Annotated in this window: 21 protein-coding genes and 1 tRNA gene; 10 read left to right on the plus strand and 12 right to left on the minus strand. The window is 73.7% G+C overall.

What is annotated here, in order from left to right; genetic code table 11:
- Positions 1–88: 88 nt before the first annotated feature.
- On the minus strand, positions 89–934 hold the full coding sequence (locus tag ABTW87_RS15325) for a single-stranded DNA-binding protein (RefSeq protein ID WP_350651438.1): 846 nt from the start codon (positions 932–934) through the stop codon (positions 89–91).
- A gap of 309 nt (positions 935–1,243) precedes the next feature.
- Between ABTW87_RS15325 and ABTW87_RS15330 the strand changes: the two genes are divergently transcribed.
- Positions 1,244–1,651, plus strand: coding sequence for an HPF/RaiA family ribosome-associated protein (locus ABTW87_RS15330; RefSeq protein WP_350651439.1), 408 nt, complete (start codon positions 1,244–1,246; stop codon positions 1,649–1,651).
- 76 nt (positions 1,652–1,727) lie between these two features.
- A complete protein-coding gene (locus ABTW87_RS15335) occupies positions 1,728–2,765 on the plus strand; it encodes an alpha/beta hydrolase (RefSeq protein WP_350651440.1) in 1,038 nt (345 codons plus the stop codon).
- Between the two features lie 78 nt (positions 2,766–2,843).
- Here ABTW87_RS15335 and ABTW87_RS15340 read toward each other — a convergent pair whose 3' ends face one another.
- Positions 2,844–3,527: a hypothetical protein gene (locus tag ABTW87_RS15340; RefSeq protein ID WP_350651441.1), complete on the minus strand. Its 684-nt coding sequence runs from the start codon at positions 3,525–3,527 to the stop codon at positions 2,844–2,846.
- Positions 3,528–3,694: 167 nt separating this feature from the next.
- On the opposite strand from ABTW87_RS15340, the gene ABTW87_RS15345 reads away from it, so the two are divergent.
- Positions 3,695–3,767 (plus strand) — tRNA-Arg (locus ABTW87_RS15345).
- A 42-nt stretch (positions 3,768–3,809) separates the two neighbouring features.
- On the opposite strand, the gene ABTW87_RS15350 is transcribed toward ABTW87_RS15345, so the two are convergent.
- Positions 3,810–4,163 carry a helix-turn-helix domain-containing protein gene (locus tag ABTW87_RS15350; protein ID WP_350651442.1) on the minus strand — a complete coding sequence of 118 codons (354 nt, stop codon included), beginning with the start codon at positions 4,161–4,163 and terminating at the stop codon, positions 3,810–3,812.
- Between the two features lie 112 nt (positions 4,164–4,275).
- Here ABTW87_RS15350 and ABTW87_RS15355 point away from each other — a divergent pair, with 112 nt between their 5' ends.
- The gene (locus ABTW87_RS15355) at positions 4,276–4,641 is read left to right on the plus strand and encodes a cupin domain-containing protein (protein WP_350651443.1); all 366 of its coding nucleotides are present in this window, start codon (positions 4,276–4,278) and stop codon (positions 4,639–4,641) included.
- 125 nt (positions 4,642–4,766) lie between these two features.
- On the opposite strand, the gene ABTW87_RS15360 is transcribed toward ABTW87_RS15355, so the two are convergent.
- Positions 4,767–5,327, minus strand: a complete 561-nt coding sequence (locus tag ABTW87_RS15360; RefSeq protein ID WP_350651444.1) for an isochorismatase family protein — start codon at positions 5,325–5,327, stop codon at positions 4,767–4,769.
- Positions 5,328–5,460: 133 nt separating this feature from the next.
- On the opposite strand from ABTW87_RS15360, the gene ABTW87_RS15365 reads away from it, so the two are divergent.
- From ABTW87_RS15365 to ABTW87_RS15385, 5 genes are all read left to right on the plus strand, one after another.
- Entirely contained in the window at positions 5,461–6,270 is an 810-nt protein-coding gene (locus ABTW87_RS15365; protein WP_350651445.1) for a class I SAM-dependent methyltransferase, read from the plus strand.
- Between the two features lie 119 nt (positions 6,271–6,389).
- Positions 6,390–7,622: a sensor histidine kinase gene (locus ABTW87_RS15370; protein WP_350651446.1), complete on the plus strand. Its 1,233-nt coding sequence runs from the start codon at positions 6,390–6,392 to the stop codon at positions 7,620–7,622.
- A complete protein-coding gene (locus ABTW87_RS15375) occupies positions 7,612–8,790 on the plus strand; it encodes a hypothetical protein (RefSeq protein WP_350651447.1) in 1,179 nt (392 codons plus the stop codon). The genes ABTW87_RS15370 and ABTW87_RS15375 overlap by 11 nt, the downstream gene beginning before the upstream one ends.
- Entirely contained in the window at positions 8,763–9,473 is a 711-nt protein-coding gene (locus tag ABTW87_RS15380; RefSeq protein WP_350651448.1) for a response regulator transcription factor, read from the plus strand. The genes ABTW87_RS15375 and ABTW87_RS15380 overlap by 28 nt, the downstream gene beginning before the upstream one ends.
- A 109-nt stretch (positions 9,474–9,582) precedes the next feature.
- Entirely contained in the window at positions 9,583–10,302 is a 720-nt protein-coding gene (locus ABTW87_RS15385) for a hypothetical protein (RefSeq protein ID WP_350651534.1), read from the plus strand.
- On the opposite strand, the gene ABTW87_RS15390 is transcribed toward ABTW87_RS15385, so the two are convergent.
- From ABTW87_RS15390 to ABTW87_RS15410, 5 genes are all read right to left on the minus strand, one after another.
- A complete protein-coding gene (locus tag ABTW87_RS15390) occupies positions 10,184–11,164 on the minus strand; it encodes a GlxA family transcriptional regulator (RefSeq protein WP_350651449.1) in 981 nt (326 codons plus the stop codon). The two genes, ABTW87_RS15385 and ABTW87_RS15390, sit on opposite strands and share 119 nt — an antisense overlap.
- Before the next feature lie 4 nt (positions 11,165–11,168).
- Entirely contained in the window at positions 11,169–11,783 is a 615-nt protein-coding gene (locus ABTW87_RS15395; protein ID WP_350651450.1) for an isochorismatase family protein, read from the minus strand.
- Between the two features lie 74 nt (positions 11,784–11,857).
- Positions 11,858–12,592 carry a lysophospholipid acyltransferase family protein gene (locus ABTW87_RS15400; protein WP_350651451.1) on the minus strand — a complete coding sequence of 245 codons (735 nt, stop codon included), beginning with the start codon at positions 12,590–12,592 and terminating at the stop codon, positions 11,858–11,860.
- Between the two features lie 126 nt (positions 12,593–12,718).
- Positions 12,719–14,770, minus strand: a complete 2,052-nt coding sequence (locus tag ABTW87_RS15405) for an amylo-alpha-1,6-glucosidase (protein WP_350651452.1) — start codon at positions 14,768–14,770, stop codon at positions 12,719–12,721.
- The gene (locus ABTW87_RS15410) at positions 14,770–15,141 is read right to left on the minus strand and encodes an SCP2 sterol-binding domain-containing protein (RefSeq protein ID WP_350651453.1); all 372 of its coding nucleotides are present in this window, start codon (positions 15,139–15,141) and stop codon (positions 14,770–14,772) included. Before ABTW87_RS15410 ends, ABTW87_RS15405 begins: the two co-directional genes overlap by 1 nt.
- A 201-nt stretch (positions 15,142–15,342) precedes the next feature.
- On the opposite strand from ABTW87_RS15410, the gene ABTW87_RS15415 reads away from it, so the two are divergent.
- Positions 15,343–16,437: a winged helix DNA-binding domain-containing protein gene (locus ABTW87_RS15415; RefSeq protein ID WP_350651454.1), complete on the plus strand. Its 1,095-nt coding sequence runs from the start codon at positions 15,343–15,345 to the stop codon at positions 16,435–16,437.
- Between the two features lie 44 nt (positions 16,438–16,481).
- Here ABTW87_RS15415 and ABTW87_RS15420 read toward each other — a convergent pair whose 3' ends face one another.
- From ABTW87_RS15420 to ABTW87_RS15430, 3 genes are all read right to left on the minus strand, one after another.
- Positions 16,482–16,898, minus strand: coding sequence for a CBS domain-containing protein (locus ABTW87_RS15420; protein WP_350651455.1), 417 nt, complete (start codon positions 16,896–16,898; stop codon positions 16,482–16,484).
- Between the two features lie 89 nt (positions 16,899–16,987).
- Positions 16,988–17,428, minus strand: a complete 441-nt coding sequence (locus ABTW87_RS15425) for a PPOX class F420-dependent oxidoreductase (RefSeq protein ID WP_350651456.1) — start codon at positions 17,426–17,428, stop codon at positions 16,988–16,990.
- A 125-nt stretch (positions 17,429–17,553) separates the two neighbouring features.
- Positions 17,554–18,576, minus strand: a complete 1,023-nt coding sequence (locus ABTW87_RS15430; protein WP_350651457.1) for an aspartate-semialdehyde dehydrogenase — start codon at positions 18,574–18,576, stop codon at positions 17,554–17,556.
- Positions 18,577–18,587: the final 11 nt, after the last annotated feature.

An 18,587-nucleotide genomic window follows, 5' to 3' on the forward strand; every position in this document is an offset into this window, starting at 1 on the left:
CCCCGTCGCGCGGGGCGACGGTCCGCGCAGGCCCCGCCACCCCGCCCTCGTCGCACGTGTGGGTCGAGGGTCGAACCGGGCGGCCGGCTCAGGCGGGCGTGGGTACCCGTCCCCGGCCCCGCCGTCCCCGCCCGGCGCTCACCGGGCTTGAGGCGGCACCGCCCAACTCCGGACCGTCGGCCGGCGGGGACAGCTCGCCGGGCCCGGGGTCGCCCGGATCCGACTCGTCGCGCTCCGGGCGCGACTCAACGTCCGGATCCGGGCCCGGCTCGCCATGACCGTCGGGGTCCACGTCTGCCGGGTAGTAGCCGCTGAGGTCCGCACCCGGGTCGGTGCCGCCGTGAATCGAGTCGCTCGGACCGTCAGCGGGACGGTCCGGGTGCTCCGCCGGGCCGAAGCCGAGCGGAGCCGGCACGCCCCGGGCCGCCAACCCGGGCAGCTCGAAGTCGTCGTCCAGCGGCCGGTCGTCGAGCAGGGCGGGCGACTCGGCGGCCGGAACCGGCTCGGTCGCTTCGCCGTGCACGCGATGCTCGGCCTCGGCGTCCTCGACGGCGCTGGTCGCCGTCGTCGGGCGGTTGCGCAGGAACCGGCCCCGGCCCCGGGACAGGTCGTGCCCGACCGCGACGGCCTCCAACTCGTAGAGCGTGCGGTGGTTGCCGGCGTCGTCGGTCCAGTCGCGGGTGTAGAGGCGCCCGCAGACGATCACCGGGTCGCCCACCATCACCGAGGCGGCCACGCCCTCGGCGAGCTTCCGCCAGCAGTTGACCCGGACGCGCAGGCTGTTGCCGTCCACCCAGCGGCCGCTGTCGCGGTCCAGCCGGCGGGCGGTGGAGGCCACCTTGAAGTTGGCCACCAGAGTCTGACTCTGCGTGGTACGCCGCCACTCGGGCGTGGTGAGCACGTTGCCCACGATCGTGACGTAGGTGTCGAACATCGTCCCTCCACGGAAAGATCGGATTGCCTTCGCGAGTCGACTCGGCACCGAGCCTGGTCGTCGTCGCCCGCCATCGCCACCCGCCGGGCGCGACCTGTGGACAACCGGGCCGCCTGTGGACAAAGACCTGATCAAGGTCCCGTGTGCTAGGGCCGCGCGGCCCTGGGACCCGCCGCAGGTAGTGGACATGATCAATTACGTTCCGGATCGGAAGTCGTTGGGTACGTCTTTGATCAACGGCACAGCAACCCCGAACGAAAGGTCAGCGATCATGAAGACCACCACCACCGGCAACCGGCAGGTGCAGCGATGAGCGCCGTGGCCAACCCGGCCACCGTCGCGGAGTGCCTACGCGTCGGTGCGGGCTTCTCGCAGGGCGACCGCGCCTGGATCGCGGAACAGTTCGCCACCCTCGACGCCCGGCTGGCCGGCTTCCACGCCGACGCCACCGAGCTGGAGGTGTCGGTCAAGGATCGCGAGACGAAGGGCCAGAAGGTCACCCTGGAGTGTTGGATCGCCGGTCGGCAGAAGATCGTCACGACCTCGACCGAGGAGGACCTGCACGCCGCCCTCAACGACGTGCGGGACGACCTGCGGCGCCGCCTGAACGACGCGAAGACCCGGCAGGAGCCCCGCAACAACAAGCACCTGCGCGACATCCAGCCGCCGCAGACCGCCGACACCGAGCCGGTCCGCGCCGACGCGGAGACGGCCTGAGGCGTACGCCCTCCTCCGCCCGCCCCGGCCGGAGGAGGGCTACCGCCCGGTAGCTTGCGCGCGTACCGTCACTGTCGTGGAACCGGACGTGCTGGGGCCGCCGTACGAGCGGCACACGATCGACCTGGGCACCGACGACGAGGGCCCGGTGGTGGCCACGCTGGTCCGCCGCCGCGCGGACCGGCCCACCGGCCGGGCCGTCCTCTACGTGCACGGCTTCACCGACTACTTCTTCCAGACCCACGTCGCCGACTTCTTCGCCGAGCGGGGCTGGGACTTCTACGCGCTCGACCTGCGCAAGTACGGTCGCAGTCTGTTGCCGCACCAGACGCCGAACTTCTGCCTCGACCTGGCCGAGTACTTCCCGGAGCTGGACGCCGCCGCGCAGATCGTGCGCGCGGAGCACGACGTCGTCCTCGGCATGGGCCACTCCACCGGCGGTCTGCTCCTCCCGCTCTGGGCGCACGCCCGGCGCGACGCCGGCCCGGTCGACGGGCTCTTCCTGAACAGCCCCTTCTTCGACCTCAACCTCCCGTGGATGCTGCGCAGGCCGGGCATGACCGCCGTCGCGCGCCTGGCCCGCACCGCGCCGAAGCGCGCCATCCGTCCCGGCCTCGGCACCGTGTACGGCGAGACCATCCACGCCGACCACCGCGGCGAGTGGACCTACGACCTGGCGTGGAAGCCGCTCGCCGGGTTCCCGGTGCGGGCCGGCTGGCTGGCCGCGATCCGCCGGGGCCAGCAGCAGCTCCGCGCCGGGCTGGACGTCCCGGTGCCGGTGCTGGTGGCCGCCTCGACGCGCAGCTACAAGGGGCTGAAGTGGCAGGAGGCGGCAGCCCTCGCCGACTCCGTGCTGGACGTGGAACACATGGTCCGCTGGGCGCCCCGGCTGGGCCGGCACGTCACGGTGGTCCGCTTCGACGGCGGCCTGCACGACCTGACCCTCTCCGGTCCCGCCGTACGCGAGAAGGTCTTCACCGAGGTCGGCCGCTGGGCCGACGGATTCCTGTGCGCCGGGCCGACGGTTGCCCGGGCCGAGCCGGCGTCGGGCAACGGCCAGGTCGCGGCGCCCCGCCGGCCCACCGAGGCGGAGACGCCGGCGCCGCAGGCCTGACCGGCCGGACGCGGGCGCGCCCCCGGGCGTCGCCCTCGGCCCTCTCCGGTCGCCTCAGCCGGCCCCGGCCGCGGGCCGTCAGCCGGCGCGGTCCGCCACCGCCGCCCGGACACGGTCGAACATCGCCAGCGTATGCCCGCCCCGCTCGGCCGGCAGCACCAAGCCGAGACAGCACAGTCCGGGCTCGCCGTCGTCGGTGGCCAGAACGCCGAAGACCGGCGCGCCGACGTACCCGTCGGGCAGTTCCGCCGTGATGCGGACGGCGTCGCCCTCCCGCGCGTACCGTTCGATCGCCACCTCCAGCGGCCGCGCGCCGCCGTCACCGACGCCGAGCGCGAGGACGATCGCCGACCCCGGCTCCGAGCCGATCCCGGCGATAGCGTCCGCGTCGGCCACGATCACCTCCGGCACCTGCTGGGTACGCCACTGCCAGCCGGCGTCGCCCGCCAGCTCGTGCAGGCCCCCGGTCGGCATGAGCGCCACACCGAGCTCCGGCTCGCGGGACCACCGCCCGGCGAAGTCCGGCAGCGTGAGCGAATCGCCCGCCACGTCCGCCGGCTCGACGACGCTGGGCCGCAGCCCGACCTCACCGACCGGCGCCCGGGTCAACGCTTCGGCGGTCAGCAGGTACTCGCCGCCGCCGACGGTGCAGAGGAACGCGGTGCCGAGACCGTCGCCCGCGCGGAACGGCAGGATGGCCCGGCCGAAGACCTGGCACAGCTCGTACGCGACGTCGCTCTCGGTGTCCGGATCGAGCAGCACGACGCCGAGCGTACGGCCCTGACCGGCGCTGGACCGCCGGGGGCGGGAATCCGGGTGACCCGTGGGGACGCCCCGTGGCAGGCTGGCCGCCGACGTGGCCGGCGCCACCCGTTTCCCCGCTGGGCGGGGAGGCGGCGGTACCCTTCTCGCGCGACGATCCACGGCACGCGCCCGTAGCTCAGCGGATAGAGCAGGGGACTTCTAATCCCAAGGCCGCAGGTTCGAATCCTGCCGGGCGCGCCCCACCTGCCACAGCTCACCGGCCGGGCCGGGCAGCTCGGGTCAGGCGTTGCTGCTGCGCAGGTCCCCTGCAAGTGTCGTCAGCCGCTCGACCTGTTCGGGGGTCAGCCAACTTGCGGCAGCGACGAGACTCCCGATCTCCTGGCTCGCCTGGTACGGCCCCGGTCGGCTCGCGTCGTAGTCGACCGGCAGCCCGGCAATGACCAACAGGTCGGCGACGTCGATCTGCAGCACCGGGGCGATGTCCTGAAGCAACTCGGCCGTCGGCGACAGTCGGCCGACGAGCAGCTGGCGGATCGTCGATTCCGCTCGTCCCGATGCGCGGCTGACGGCTCGCGCGGTGAGACGGCGGTTGTCCATCAACCCGCGCATGATCGAAGCGAAGTCGCCACCCACGCCGACGACGCTACCGCGATCGCGCGACGTCAGGCCGGCTGGCGTCGGCCGGGCACCGCCGGACCGGCCGGCGACGCATTCCCCTGTCGGTCCCGTGTTAGCGTCGGCCCCCGTGACCGACACCATCTACGTCGGCAATGCCGACGCTGACGCCGCCGGCGACCGCGGATGGCTGCTCGGATACTTCAAGCCCGTCGGCGATCCTCGGCACAGCGGCGACGTGGAGATCAAGTGGGGTGTGCACCCACCCGGCGACCGCCGGGCGCAGTGGGTCACCGGCGAGAAGCGCACCGCCCTGCTGGTGCTGATCAGCGGTCGTTTCCGGGTCGAACTGCCCGACCGCACGGTGGTGCTGTCCCGCCGGGGCGACTACGTCGTCTGGGGCCACGGCGTAGACCACTCCTGGTACGCCGAGGAGGAGTCGGTCGTGCTGACCGTGCGCTGGCCGTCGGTGCCCGGCTACGCCGTCGGCACCTGAGCAACTGGGCCACGGATCAGCCGGCAGGATCGTGCCGGAGGGCAGATGTGGTGGCCTCATCGACTCGCGGAGGCCACCACATCTGCGTTCCAGCGTGATCCTGGTGGGACTCGACAGGCACCGTGTCAGGACGCGCCGTTGAAGTCGACGTCGGCGGTCTGCACGGTGCCGGCCGTGCGCCCCGGCGCCGACTGGTAGGTCCAGTAGAGGTTGGTGTGTGCGATGACCTGCGCCGGCGGCGGCGCACCCCAGGCGGACTGGTCCTCGGTGGTGTGGGCGTCGCTGACGAGGGTGGCGTCGTAGCCCCGCACGAGCGCGCCGTGCAGCGTCGAGCGGATGCACGCGTCGGTCTGCGCGCCGGTGACGACGAGCCGCCCGACACCCAGCCCGGCCAGCACCGCCTCCAGGTTCGTGGCCTCGAAGGAGTCGCCGTAGTTCTTCCCGACGAGCGGCTCGGTGTCGGCCGGCTTCAGCTCCGGCACGATGCGCCAGTCGTCGCTGCCCTGGATCAGCCCCTCGTCGGAGTGCTGCACCCAGACGACGGGCACCCGCTCCTGCCGTGCCTTGTCGACGAGGTGGGCGATGTTGGCGACGACGGCGTCACGCTCGTGGGCGCCCGCGACCACGCCGGTCTGGACGTCGACGACGAGGAGTGCGGTGTTGGGGCGGTCTTCCAGAGTGGTCACGGTCTCTCCCCGGATCGGCTTCGGTGCTCTGGACGTTACGGCCACCCACCGACAGTTTCAGTGGGGCGGAGACCGCCGCCGCGGAGTGGAAAACCGGTGTGCGGCACCCGGACGCCACCGGCAACATCGACGGATGACTCAGCCCGAGCCGGACGTCGTCCGCTTCTACACCGACCGGTACGTCGAGGCCGACAGACTGGACCGCAGCCCACTCGGGCGCCTGGAGGCGGCGCGTACCCGGGATCTGCTGTCCCGGCTGCTGCCGCCGGCGCCGGCCACGGTGCTCGACGTCGGCGGCGGTCCGGGCGCCTACGCGGGGTGGCTGGCCGGTCTCGGCCACCGCGTCCACCTGGTCGACCTGGTTCCGGCGCACGTGTCGGCGGCGCGGCGGGCGTACCCGGCGGTGGGCGCCACCGTCGGCGACGCCCGGCGCCTTCCGGTGCCGGACGCCGTCGCGGACGTGACGCTGCTGCTCGGTCCGCTGTACCACCTGACCGGCCGGGCCGACCGGATGGCGGCGCTGCGGGAGGCCGTGCGGGTGACCCGCCCGGGCGGTGTGGTGGCCGCCGCGACGATCAGCCGGCACGCACCGTTCCTGGACCTCGTCCGGCAGGGGCGGGTGGACGACGGCAGCCGGCCGGCCCTGCTGGCGGCGTACACGACCGGGGTGAACGACCCGGTCGGCGGCTTCACCACCGCCTACTTCCACCGCCCGGACGAGGTGTTCGACGAGTTCCACGCCGCCGGGCTGCCGGCGCCGCGGCGCTACGGAATCGAAGGCCCGCTCTGGCCGCTGCTGCCGGTGACCGGTGGCCCGGCGGAGGACGGGCGGCTCTTCGATGAGGTGCTGCGCTGCGCGGCGCTCATGGAGTGCGACCCCGAGGTGCTCGGTGCCAGCGCGCACCTGCTGACGGTCGCCGTTCGGCCCGCGGAGCCGGGCTGACCGATCAGCGACACGACGGGCACCGAGGGTGATGACGAGCCAGTCCTCGTGTTATTCTCCGGCGTCGATTTCCGCAGCGCGGACCCGGATCGGGTCGTTTCGGAAGGACGTCTCCCCCGATGCCGGTCGTTCCCGCCACGACCGCGCCACCCGGCGCGATCGGCACGCCGACCGCGTCACCCGGTGCGCCCGACCCGCCGACCGCGGCACCCGACGTGCTGCACACGCCGGCCGGTGGCGCCTTCACCCTCATCTTCACCACGATCCCGGCCCTGCTCCGGCTCACCTGCGGGTTGGCGGCCGCGGCGGTGGCGCTGTCGGTACGCACCCCACCGGTCGACACGGCGCTGCTGCTACCCGCCGTCGGGGTCTTGACCGCCTGGTCCGTCCTGTACGCGCTGCGCGCGTTCCGGGCCGGCGTGTGCGCCCCGCTGGTGGTCGGCGACGTCGCGCTGACCACGGCCGCCTGCCTGGCGATGCCCGCGCTCGTCGCGCCGGAGGTGCTGCCCGGCGAGGCGAGCTGGATCGCCGTCCTCGCCAGCACCACCGTGATCAACGCGCAGGCGACCGCGCCGCCCCGCTGGTCGATCCCGGCCGGGCTGCTGGTCGTCGCCGCGTACGCCATCGGCGCGCAGGCGGCGGGCGACCCCGTCGAGGCGCGCGCCCACGCGGCGACGTTGCTGGTGCAGACCGGCATCATGACGTTGATCACCACGGTGATGCGTCGCCGTATCGCCGCCGCCGACCGGGGCTTCGTGAACCACCAGCGGCTCGCCCGGGAGAGCCGGGTCGCCCAGGCCACCCGCGAAGCCGAGCGGCAGCAGAACCGGGACCTGCACGACACCGTCCTGGCGACGCTCACCATGGTCGGCCTGGGCGCGGTCGCCGGCTCCTCGGGTCCGCTGCGCGAACGCTGCGCGGATGACCTGCGCACGCTCGACGCGCTCGTGGAGACCCGTTCGGCCGATCGGGGCGGCCGGCTCGACGACCGGTTGCGGCAGGTGCGGGCGAGGCTGCCCGAGCTTCCGGTGACGCTGGAACTGGCGGCGTGCGACGTGCCGGCGCCGGTCGCCGACGCGCTCGCGGAGAGCGCGTACGCGGCGCTGTCCAACGTGGCCCGGCACGCGCCGGGCGCGTCGGCGACGCTGCGCCTGGCCCGGGTCGGGCGCATCGTCGTAATCGAGGTGGTCGACGACGGTCCGGGCTTCGACCCGGCGGCGGTGCCGCCGCACCGGTACGGGCTGCGGGAGTCGGTCCGGGGCCGGACGGCCGGTGTCGGCGGGCGGGCCGAGGTGCACTCCAGCCCCGGCGCGGGGACGCGGATCCGGCTGGAGTGGTCCGATGTCCACTGACCTGACGGCGCCTCCGGTGCCGGCGGCGCGTACCCCGGTCGAGGGTCGGGCCGGCACGGACGCCGCCGCGGCCGTCGCCGACGCCTCCGACCGCGGCGCCCGGATCGTCGTCGTGGGCATCGCGCTCACCTGGCACGCGGTGATCGCGCTGCCCGCGGTGCTGACGGCGTACGCGGACCTGGCCGCGCCGGTGCCGGTCCTCGGCGGCTGGCTGCTCGTCGCTGCCCTCGGCGTCGCCGCCGGAGTACGCCTGCTGCGCGGAACGCCGCTGCCGCCCTGGCCGCTGGCCGGTGCGCTGCTGGCGGTGGACGTGGCGGTCTTCGCCGCGGCCGGCGAGCGGCAGCTGTTCACCGCGGCCAACTGGGTGTGGGGCACCCTGGGCTGGTTCTTCGTGGTGCTGCTGTGGGGCCGCCGGCTGACCGGGCTGGTGGTGCTGCTCGCCGCGCACTCGGCGACGGCGGTGGCGGCCGTCTTCGGGTACGGCGCGACGTCGGCCGCCGACCTGGCCCGCTGCGCGATGTACGTGTACGGCACCTTCTCGCTGCCGGTCGCCGTGTTCGCCGGTGGCGCCGCGATCGCCGCGCTGGCCCGGGAGCGGGCGGCGACCGCCGCGGCCGCGTACGCGCTGGTGGCCGAACGGGAGGCCGCCGAGCGCGGCCGGCGGGAGCGGCGGGACCGGCTGGCCCTGGCGGGCGCCGCCGCCGGCGCCGTCCTCGCCGAACTGGCCGACGGCCGGGCCGACCCGGTCGACCCGGACGTCCAGCGCCGGTGCGTGCTGGCGGCGGCGCGCCTGCGCCGGCTCATCGCCGAGTCCGACGACGTGCCCGACCCGCTGCTGCACGAGCTGCGGGCCGCCGCCGACCTGGCCGAACGGAACGGCCTGCCGATCGACCTGGTGACCATCGGCACACCCCCGCCGCTTCCGGTGGAGACCCGCCGCAGGCTGGCCGACCCGTTGACCGCCACGCTGGCCGGCGCACGGGACTGGGCCCGGCTGACGGTGGTCGCCGGGCCGGACGAGGTGGTGGTCAGCCTGGTCGCCCCGGACTCCGGCGGCTGCCCGCCCGCGGGCGGCGCGGCGGCGGTGGACGGCGGTGACGGCGGGGTGGAGTACCTCGACGAACGGGACGGGGAGATCAGATGGACGCAGACCCGGTGGCGGCGGTGAACGCACGGCCGGTCGGTGTGGCGATCGTCGACGACCATCCGGTGGTCATCGACGGTGTGCGGGCGTGGCTCGCCACCGAACCGCGGCTCGAGGTGCTCGCCACCGGCGACGACCCGGACGAGGTGCTGCGGGCGGCGCCGCACGCCGACGTCATCCTGCTCGACCTGCGGCTGCACGGCCGGATGGCGCTGGACAAGCTCGCCGAGCTCAGCGCGGCGGGCCGGCGGGTGATCGTCTACTCCGAACACACCGACCCGGCGACGATGCTGGCCGCCCTGGACGCCGGCGCGGTGGCGTTCCTCGCCAAGCACGAGGGGCGGGAGCACTGCGTGGCCACCGTCCTGGCCGCGGCGAGCGACCGCGCGTACGTGCCGCCGGCGCTGGCCGGTGCGATGGTCGGTGACCCCCGGCCGGACCGGCCCGTGCTGTCCGACAAGGAGCGCGAGGCGCTGCTCCTGTGGTTCCAGTCGATGTCGAAGGCGTCGGTGGCCCGGCGGATGCAGATCAGTGAACACACGGTCAAGCAGTACGTCGACCGGGCGCGGATCAAGTACACCCGGGCAGGGCGGCCGGCGGCCACAAAGGCGGCTCTGCTCGCCCGGGCGATCGAGGACGGCCTCATTCGGCCGGAAGAGATCGGCACCTACCGGTCGCAGGCGTCGTACGACCGGCCGACCCCCTAACGGGCGTCATGACAACGGTACGGTGCGTCAGCGACGCTCTGCGTGGAACGAGAGGCTCCGCGGTGGGGTACCGGCAGTCCCACCGCCGTCTGCACGGGAGGTCGTGACGATGCACGACGACGCGTCACCCTTCTTCATCGCCCCGCACCGCTTCGACGCCGTGGACGACACCGGCCCGGTGCTGGACCGGCGGCACGAACTCGTGCCGGAGCCCGGTGAGCGGCTGCTCGGGCGGCACCGGGTGCGCGTCGCGGGATACCTGCTGGGTCCCTCCGATGCCTGGCGGAGCTGGGAGCTGCCGGCGCTGGTCTCGGTCACCGTCACCGACCGGCGGCTCGCGTACGTGGGCAGCGGCTCGCAGCTGTCCGTGGTGGGCGGTACGGACGAGCCCCGGCACCGGCGGGGCGTACGGCTGCCGGGTCTGGTCAGCGGCCAGATCCGCTGGCAGTGGCCGTCGCGCCTGGAGGTGGTGCCACCCGGCCCGGGACGGCCGGGGCAGGTGCTCGTCGTCTGCGACGCGTTGCGGACGATCCACCAGCCGGCGCTCGCGCTCGCCCACCCGGACGGGGTGGTCCACCTGGCCCGGCAGATCCGGCGGGCGGTGGCCGCGTTCCGGCTGACCCACCCCGAGCTGGTCGACCTGTCCCCGCCGGAGCGGGACGTGCTGGCGCTGCGCGCCGCCGGCGGTCCGCTCACCGCGGACGGGCGGGTCACCCTGCCCGGGTCGCTACCGGTGGAGTTCCGGTCGCGGGACGACTACTACCGGCCGGACGGCTCCGACCGGGCGTGGCCCGGGCCCGCAGCCGACGCAGCATCCGGGCATCGGTGAACCCGACGGCCCGGGCCGCCGCCTCGACGGTGGCGCCGTGCCCGATCAGGTGCTCGGCGCGCTCCACCCGCAGGAGCTGCTGGTAGCCGAGCGGCGTCAACCCGGTGGTCTGGCGGAACAGTCGGCTCAGGGTCCGCTCGGCGACCCCGACGGCGGCGGCCAGGTCCGCCAGCGGCAGCGACCGGTCGTACCCGGCGTCGATCAGGTCCTGCACCCGGTGCACCGCGTCGGACAGGTGCGACCGGTGCCGCATCATCGCGCTGGCTTGCGGCTCGTGGCCGTTGCGCCGGGCGTACACCACGAGGGTGCGGGCGATCCGCGCCGCAGCGGCCGGGCCGTGCCGGGTCGCCATCAGGTGCAGCGCCACGTCGATGCCACTGGCGATGCCGGCCGAGGTGACCACCCGGTCGTCGACGACGTACAGCACGTCCCGGACCACGCGCGCCGCCGGGTGGCGGCGGGCCAGGTCCTCCTGCACCTCGTGGTGGGTGGTGCAGCGCCGGCCGTCGAGCAGGCCGGCCCGACCCAGGGCGTACGCCCCGGCGCAGACGCTCGCCACCGTGCCGCCGCCGGCGTGATGGTCGGCCAGGCGCCGCAGGTCGTCCGGGCCGACCGGCCCCGCCGGCCCGTGGGCGCGGGGCCGCCAGCCGGGTACGACCACCAGGTCGTCACGGGTCAGCTCGGGCCATTCACGCCCGGCCACCAGCGGTACGCCCTGCACCGTCGGCACCTGCTCCCGGTCGGCGACGTAGTGCAGGCGGTAGTCGTACCCGAGGTCGGCGGCGGTGGAGAAGACCTGGGCCGGTCCGGCGAGGTCCAGCAGGTGCAACTGCGGGACGAGCAGGAAGACGACCCGGGCCATGGGGTCAGCCTCGCACGCCGACGGCCACGGACCGCGCGCCGGTCACCTCGGCGACGGTACGGACCGTCGCGAACCGGCCGGCCAGGGCGTACTCGGTGCGGGCGGTCATCTCCCCGGCCGACAGCGTGCGCGGGTCGGCGAGGATCTCCGCGAGCGTGGCCGTCGCCGGCAGGTCCCGGTGCGGCGTCGGGAAGGTGACGGTCGCGTCGGTCACGAACGTCATCCCGTAGCCGAGGTCGCAGCCGACCCGGGCGGTGGTCTCCACGCACTGCTCGGTGCGGATGCCGCAGACCGTGATCTCCCGGATCCCGGCGAGGGTCAGTAGCTGCTGGAGGTTGGTGGTGGTGAAGGCGTTGTGCGACGTCTTCACGAGGGTGGGTTCCCCGTCGGCGGCGGCAAGACCGTCGATGAGGCGTACGTGACCGTTGGCCGGGTCGAAGACGCCGCCGCTGCCGGGCTCGGCGTGCAGGACCCAGATCACCAGGTCACCGCGATGCCGGGCGGCGGTGACCAGTCGGTCGACCTGGCCGACGATGTCCGGCTGCGAGGCGTACGCCCAGATGGCGCGCTGCCGGAAGGACTCCTGGACGTCGATGACGACGAGTGCCGCTCTGCTCATGCCGGAAACTCTGCCCTGCCCCACCCGCCCGGACGAGCCACGATCCCGCCCCACCCCGGACCGATCCCGCCACCTCAGGGGCTTGTGCGGTCCAGGGCGGCGGCTTCGGCGGGGGTGGGGGCGGTGCCGCCCAGGTGGGCCGGGAGCCACCACGTGTCGTCCGGGCCCGCCGGGCTCTCCGGGTACTCGCGCTGGGCCCGGTCCACAAGCGTGCTCAGCCGCTCGTTGAGGTCGCCGGTCATCGCGTTCGCGTCCGGGTAGGCGCTCGGGTCCAGCGGCTCGCCCACCAGGATGGTGATCGGCGTGTGCCGCCGGGTGAGGGTGCGCGGGCGGCCCTTGGTCCACAGGCGCTGGGTTCCCCAGAGTGCCACCGGCAGCAGCGGCACGCCGGCGTCCCGGGCCATCCGGGTGGCCCCGCTCTTGAGTTCCTTGACCGTGAACGACCGGCTGATCGTGGCCTCGGGGAACACGCCGACGACCTCGCCGCGCTTCAGCGCGCCGACCGCCTCGGCGTACGAGCCGGCGCCGGCCCGCCGGTCCACCGGGATGTGCCGCATCCCCCGCATCAGCGGCCCGGAGATCCGGTGGGTGAACACCGACTTCTTCGCCATGAACCGGACCAGTCGCTTCGATTCGTGAGCGCCCAGCCCGCAGAAGATGAAGTCCAGGTAGCTGACGTGGTTGCTGGCCAGGACGGCGCCCCCGGTACGCGGGACGTGGTGGGCGCCCTCGATGGTGATCTTCAGGTCGAGGACCCGGAACATCGTCTTGGCGGCGGCGATCACGGGCGGATACACGAGTTCCGGCATCCGGCAACTTTACCCCGAGTAAGTTACGCGACCGTAGGGGCGGAGGTCCCGTGGCCACGGCTTGTGGTGTTAACAGGGGCCCCTTGTACAACGCCAGGCGTTAACAAGGGGCCCCTCCTTACACCCTCAGTCGGGGAGTTCGAGCCGGCCGCGGGCGAAGGCGTCCACCCGGCCCCACCGGCCCGGGATGTCCAGCACCTCGATCCGGCCCATGCCGACCGGCAGCCGCGGCTCGACGGCCAGGTGCCCCTCGTGCGGCTCCAGGCCGAGCATTGTCCGCAGCAGCAGCAGCGGGGTTCCGGTGGACCAGGCCTGCGGGCTGCACGCCGTCGGGTACTCCACCGGGAACTTGGTCAGCTCCCGCTGGTAACCGCCGAACGCCTCCGGCAGCCGGCCGTCGAAGTACCGGGCGGCGTCGAGGATGCCGCTCGCGATCGTCGCCGCCTCCTCCGCGAAGCCGTAGTTGCGCAGCCCCCAGGCGATGAAGGAGTTGTCGAACGGCCAGATCGTGCCGTTGTGGTAACCGATCGGGTTGTAGCGGATCTCCCCGTCGGCCAACGTCCGGACGCCCCAACCCGAGAAGAGCCGCGGCCCGACCAGGTGCTGGGCGATCTTCTCCGCGCGGTCGTCGTCGACGATGCCGCTCCAGAGCAGGTGTCCGATGTTGGAACTCAGCACGTTGCACTGCCGGCCCTCCGGGTCGAGGGCGAGCGCGTAGTACCCGCCGTCCTCCACCCACCACTCGCGGTTGAACCGCTCCTTCAGCGCGGCCGCCTCGCGCTCCAGCTCCTCCGCGAACGCCGGGTCGCCCCAGAACTCGCGGGCCAGCCGGGCGGCCCGGCGCTTCGCGTCGTACGCGTAGCCCTGCACCTCGCAGGTGGCGCGCGGGAACGGGGGCAGCGTGCCGTCGCGGTACGAGATGGAGTCCCAGGAGTCCTTCCAGCACTGGTTCTCCAGGCCGGTGTCGGTGTTGCGTCGCTCGTACCAGATGTAGCCGTTACCGACCAGGTCGGCGTAGTTGTCGATCCACTTCAGCGCGGCCCGGCACTCGGCCTCCAGTTCCTTGACCAGCGCGGCGTCGCCGCTCCACCGCTCGTACTCGTCGAGCAGCACGATGAACAGCGGTGTCGCGTCCACGGACCCGTAGTACGGCGAGTGCGGCTGCTCCTCGAAGGCCGCGGTCTCGCCGTACCGCATCTCGTGCAGGATCCGCCCCGGGTCCTCCTCCCGGAAGTCGTCGAAGCGGGTGCCCTGGAGCGCGGCGAGGATCCGCAGCGTGGTCTTCGACATCTCCGGCGTGAACGGCAGCACCTGGAGGCAGGTCAGGATGCTGTCCCGCCCGAACATCGTCATGAACCACGGCAGGCCGGCCGCGGGCAGGGTGGCCCCGCCCAGCGAGAGCGGGGAGAAGCGCAGCGCCGCGAGGTCGATCAGACTGCGCCGGTAGGTGTGGGCCAGCTCCTCGTGCTGGCTGTTCACCGTCGGCGCGTTGCGCACCCACTCCTCGAGGTCCTGCTGGAGGGCGAGCCGCTCGGTGCCGTGCGCGCGAAGACCCATCCGCAGGTCCCGCCCACCCGGCCCGACCGCGAATGTCTGCACGTCGATCTGGGTGTCCCACTGCTCGTTGGGGTCCAGGTGGATGTTGTACGCGAAGCCGCCCTTGTCGTAGCGGGCCGGCGTGGACGAGGAGATCACCGTCTCCCGCTTGAAGTTCCCCCGCCGGTAACCGAGTCGCAGCCGGTCCGGCTCGACCTCGGTGTAGATCTCCCCCTTCTTGTTGAGGATCTCGTCCTTGACCTGGAACAGGTCCGCGAAGTCGGACGCGGCGTCCATCCGGATCTCCAGGTCGACCGGCTTCTCGTCGTGGTTGAGGATGGTGAGCGTCTCCCGGAAACTGCCGCCGACCGCGCGTTCCCGGATGACCGACAGCTTCGCGTCGATGTAGTGCGTCGCCATCCCCGGCACCAGGAAGAACCGGGCCTCGTAGTACTGAAGGTCGTCGTAGGACAGCGGGTTGAGCCGCTCGCCGTTGACCGTCAGGACCCAGGTGGACAGGAACCGGGTGTCGATGGAGAAGAGCCCGGTCGGCTCGGTCGGGGTCGCCTCGATGTCACCGGTGTCCTCGGAGACCACGAAGGTGTTGCCGTCGAGGATGCGGATCGTGTTGCTCTGCGCCATCAGCGCACCTCCCTCTGGAAGACCCGGCGCGGACCGCGGGAGTGGGGACTGCCGGGGAAGAGCCGCTCGATCTGGACGATCAGCCGGGGATCGCCGGCGACGGTCAGGTCACCGCGCAGGATGGCCGCGATCCCGTGTTCCCGCCCGGCGGCCAACTCCTCGAAGAGTTCGGGACTGACGCCGACGATCGTGTCGGCGTCCAGGTCCTCCTGGCTGACGCGCAGCCTCCCGCGGTCGATCATGACCGTCCAGTGCGTGGTGTGCGCCCCCTCGTGCAGGTCGAACCGCAGGGTCCCGGAGGCCTTCGCGAGCAGCGGCTCGTACGCCCGCCGGTCGAGATCCTCGAAGAACTTCATGGTCGCGTCGGCCATGGGGCCTTCTCCTCCCGTCGGTCCAGTTCCCACCCGGCCGGGTCGTCCGTCCCCGGCGGGTGGCACGACGTCTCGGTGACACGGACGTCCGAGCACGGGTCCCCCTCCCGGGCGCGGTCAACCTCGCCCGGATCGGGTGAGCCGCCGGCGCGGGACGTCGTAGCGCGGCGCTAGCCTGCGGAGGACCGGAAGGGGTGAGCCGTGACGCAGGTCGACCGCCGCCGGGTGCTTGCCTACCGGGCGGCCGCCCAGCAACTGCACCGGCCGAGCGGCCGGGCGGCCGACCTGGCCGTGGCGGGACTGGGCGTGCAGGACACGCCGTACGGGTCGGCCCGGCTGGCACTCGCCGCGCGGGGCGTCGCGCCGGACGACGACCGGCTGGAACTGGTCTGGTCGATGCGCGGCGCGCCGCACCTGCACCGCCGCGCCGAGCTGCCGGCACTGGCCGCCGCCGTCTGGCCGCTGTCCGACGCCGACGCGACCCGGCGGATCGGCAGCGGCCAGATCCGCGCGGGTGCCCGGTCGGGGCTGGCCGCGTTCGCCGCCACGGTGGAGGCGTTCGCCGAGGTGGTCACCGCGCCGATGCCGAAGGGCGAGGTGAGCCGGGCGGTGAGCGACCGGGTTCCGGCCCAGCTGACGTACGACTGCGGCCCCTGCGCCGCGCGGCACATCTCCGGTTCGTTGTTCCAGCAGGCGGGGTTGGCCGGCGGCGTCCACCTCGTGGTGTCCGGACGGGCGACGACGCTGGCACCCCTCGCCGGGTGGTCCGGCCGGCCGGCGGCCGCCGACCCGGCGGACCTGGTCCGGACGTACCTGCGGCTGCTCGGCCCCGCCACGCCGGCCGACGTCGCGGGCTTCCTCGGCACCAGCGCCGGTGAGCTGCGCGCGGTGTGGCCGGCGGAGCTGGCGGAGGTGCGCGTCGACGGTCGACGGGCCTGGCTGGCCCCGGAGGACCTGCCCGCCCTGGCGTCGGCCGAGCCCCTCGCCGGGGTGCGGCTGCTGCCGCCGGGCGATCCGTTCCTCGCCGCCCGCGACCGGGCCGTGCTGGTGCCCGGGAAAGCCCACCAGGCGCAGCTGTGGCGGATCATCGGCAACCCGGGCGCCCTGCTGGTGGACGGGGACGTGGCGGGCACCTGGCGGGCCCGGCAGGCGGGCCGGACGGCGGTGGAGATCACCGTGCGCCCGTTCGCCGGCGGGCTGCCCGCCCGGGTCCGGCGGGAGCTCGACGCCGAGGCCGGCCTCGTCGCGCGGGCGCGGGGCCTGGGCGAGGCACGGGTCCGCGTCGAGACGGGGTGACGCCGGCCCCCGTACGGCGGGAGCCGGCGCGTCCGCGGCGGACGTCAGTTGTTCGGGTCGTCGGCGCTGATGTCGGCGAGCACCGACTGCGGCTCGCGTTCCACCGCCAGGTCACCCATCGACACCAGGCCGATGAGCCGTCCGTCCTCGACGACCGGCAGGCGGCGTACGGCGTACGTCCGCATCAGGTCGGCGGCGGCCACCGCGTCGTCGTACTGGCTGACCGTCACCACGTCCTTGGTGGTGATCTGGTTCAGCCGGGTCGAGGCGGCGTCCATGTTCTCCGCCACCGCCCGGACGGTGATGTCGCGGTCCGTCACGATGCCGACCACGTTGTCGCCGTCGGTCACCACGACGTCCCCGATGGCGCTGTCCCGCATCTCCTGCGCCGCGGCCATCAGCGTGTCGTTGCCGTCCATGGTCACCAACCGGGTCGTCATGAACTCTCCGACCGTTGTCATGGTGCTCCCCTCTCGGTGTCGGCACCGCGCGTCTACCCGCCGCCGCGCGGCAGGTAACGCAGACCCCGTGCGGAGACGACGGCGGCCGGTCAGCCGCGCGGGGGCATCCCGTAGAGGCGTTCGACGTGCAACCGCAGCACCAGCCGGCGGTCGGCGACCATGACCCGGCGGTAGTCGTCCCAGTCGGGGTGTTCGCCCTGCAAAGCCCGGTAGAGCGCGACCAGTTCCTCGACCGTCGCGTCGTCCGGGCGCTCGGCCACCGGGGTCAGCTCGGCCCGCGCCTCGACCACCGCGTACGCCCAGCCGTCCTCGCTGCCGACGTGGAAGCTGGCGCGCGGGTCCCGGCGCAGGTTGGCGGTCTTGGCCCGGCCGTCGGTGACCGACACCCGGATCAGGCCGGCGGCGCGGTCGAACCCGTACAGCACAGTGGACAGCTGCGGCCGCCCGTCCCGCTTGAGCGTCGCCAGCACGCCCAGCCGGCGGCCCGCGATGAGATCGGTTAACGCGGCCTGGCTCCGGTCGTCGGACACGGCACCCTCCTCGTCGAGTCGCCACCCATCCAAGCACGCCGGCACCGCCCGCGCGGTGCGGACGGTGCCGGTGTCGGGTCGGCGGCGGCCGGTCGGCGGTTCGGCCGGCCGGGCGCTCGGGTGGCTCAGCGTGCGGCGGCGACCAGTTCGGCGATCTGCACCGCGTTGAGCGCGGCGCCCTTGCGCAGGTTGTCGTTCGAGCAGAACAGGGCGAGGCCGTGCTCGACGGTCTCGTCGGCCCGGATCCGGCCCACGTACGTCGGATCCTGGCCGGCCGCCTGCAGCGGGGTCGGCACGTCGGAGAGCGCGACGCCCGGCGCGCCGTCGAGCAGTTCCCGCGCGCGCTGCGGCGTGATCGGCCGGGCGAAGCGGGCGTTGACCTGGAGCGAGTGGCCGGTGAAGACCGGCACGCGGACGCAGGTGCCGGAGACCTTCAGGCCGGGGATCTCGAGGATCTTGCGGCTCTCGTTGCGCAGCTTCTGCTCCTCGTCGGTCTCGTCGGAGCCGTCGTCCACTATCGACCCGGCGAGCGGCAGCACGTTGAACGCGATCGGGCGGGCGAAGGAGCGCGGCGCCGGGAACTCCACGGCCGCCCCGTCGAAGGTGAGACCGCTGGCGTGCTCGACGACCTTGCGGACCTGCTCGTCCAGCTCGGCGACACCGGCCAGGCCGGCGCCGGAGACCGCCTGGTACGTCGACACGACGAGGCTCACCAGTTCCGCCTCGGCGTGCAGCGGCCGCAGCACCGGCATCGCCGCCATGGTGGTGCAGTTCGGGTTGGCGATGATGCCCTTCGGGCGGTTCGCCACGGCGTGCGGGTTGACCTCGGCGACCACAAGCGGCACCGCCGGGTCCGTGCGGTACGCCGACGAGTTGTCGATGACGACCGCGCCGGCGGCGGCGACCCGGGGGGCCAGTTCCTTCGCGGTGCCCTTGCCGGCCGAGAAGAGGACGATGTCCAGCCCCGAGTAGTCGGCGGTGGCGGCGTCCTCCACGGTCACCTCGCCGTCCCGCCACGGCAGGGCGCGCCCCGCCGACCGGGCCGAGGCGAAGAGCCGGACCTGCTCCGCCGGGAACTCGCGTTCCGCCAGCACCTGCCGCATCACGCCACCGACCTGGCCGGTGGCTCCCACAATGCCGATCCTCATGCCCGCGAGGC

The sequence above is a fragment of the Micromonospora sp. NPDC126480 genome (assembly GCF_040302465.1).
Lineage (GTDB): Bacteria > Actinomycetota > Actinomycetes > Mycobacteriales > Micromonosporaceae > Micromonospora.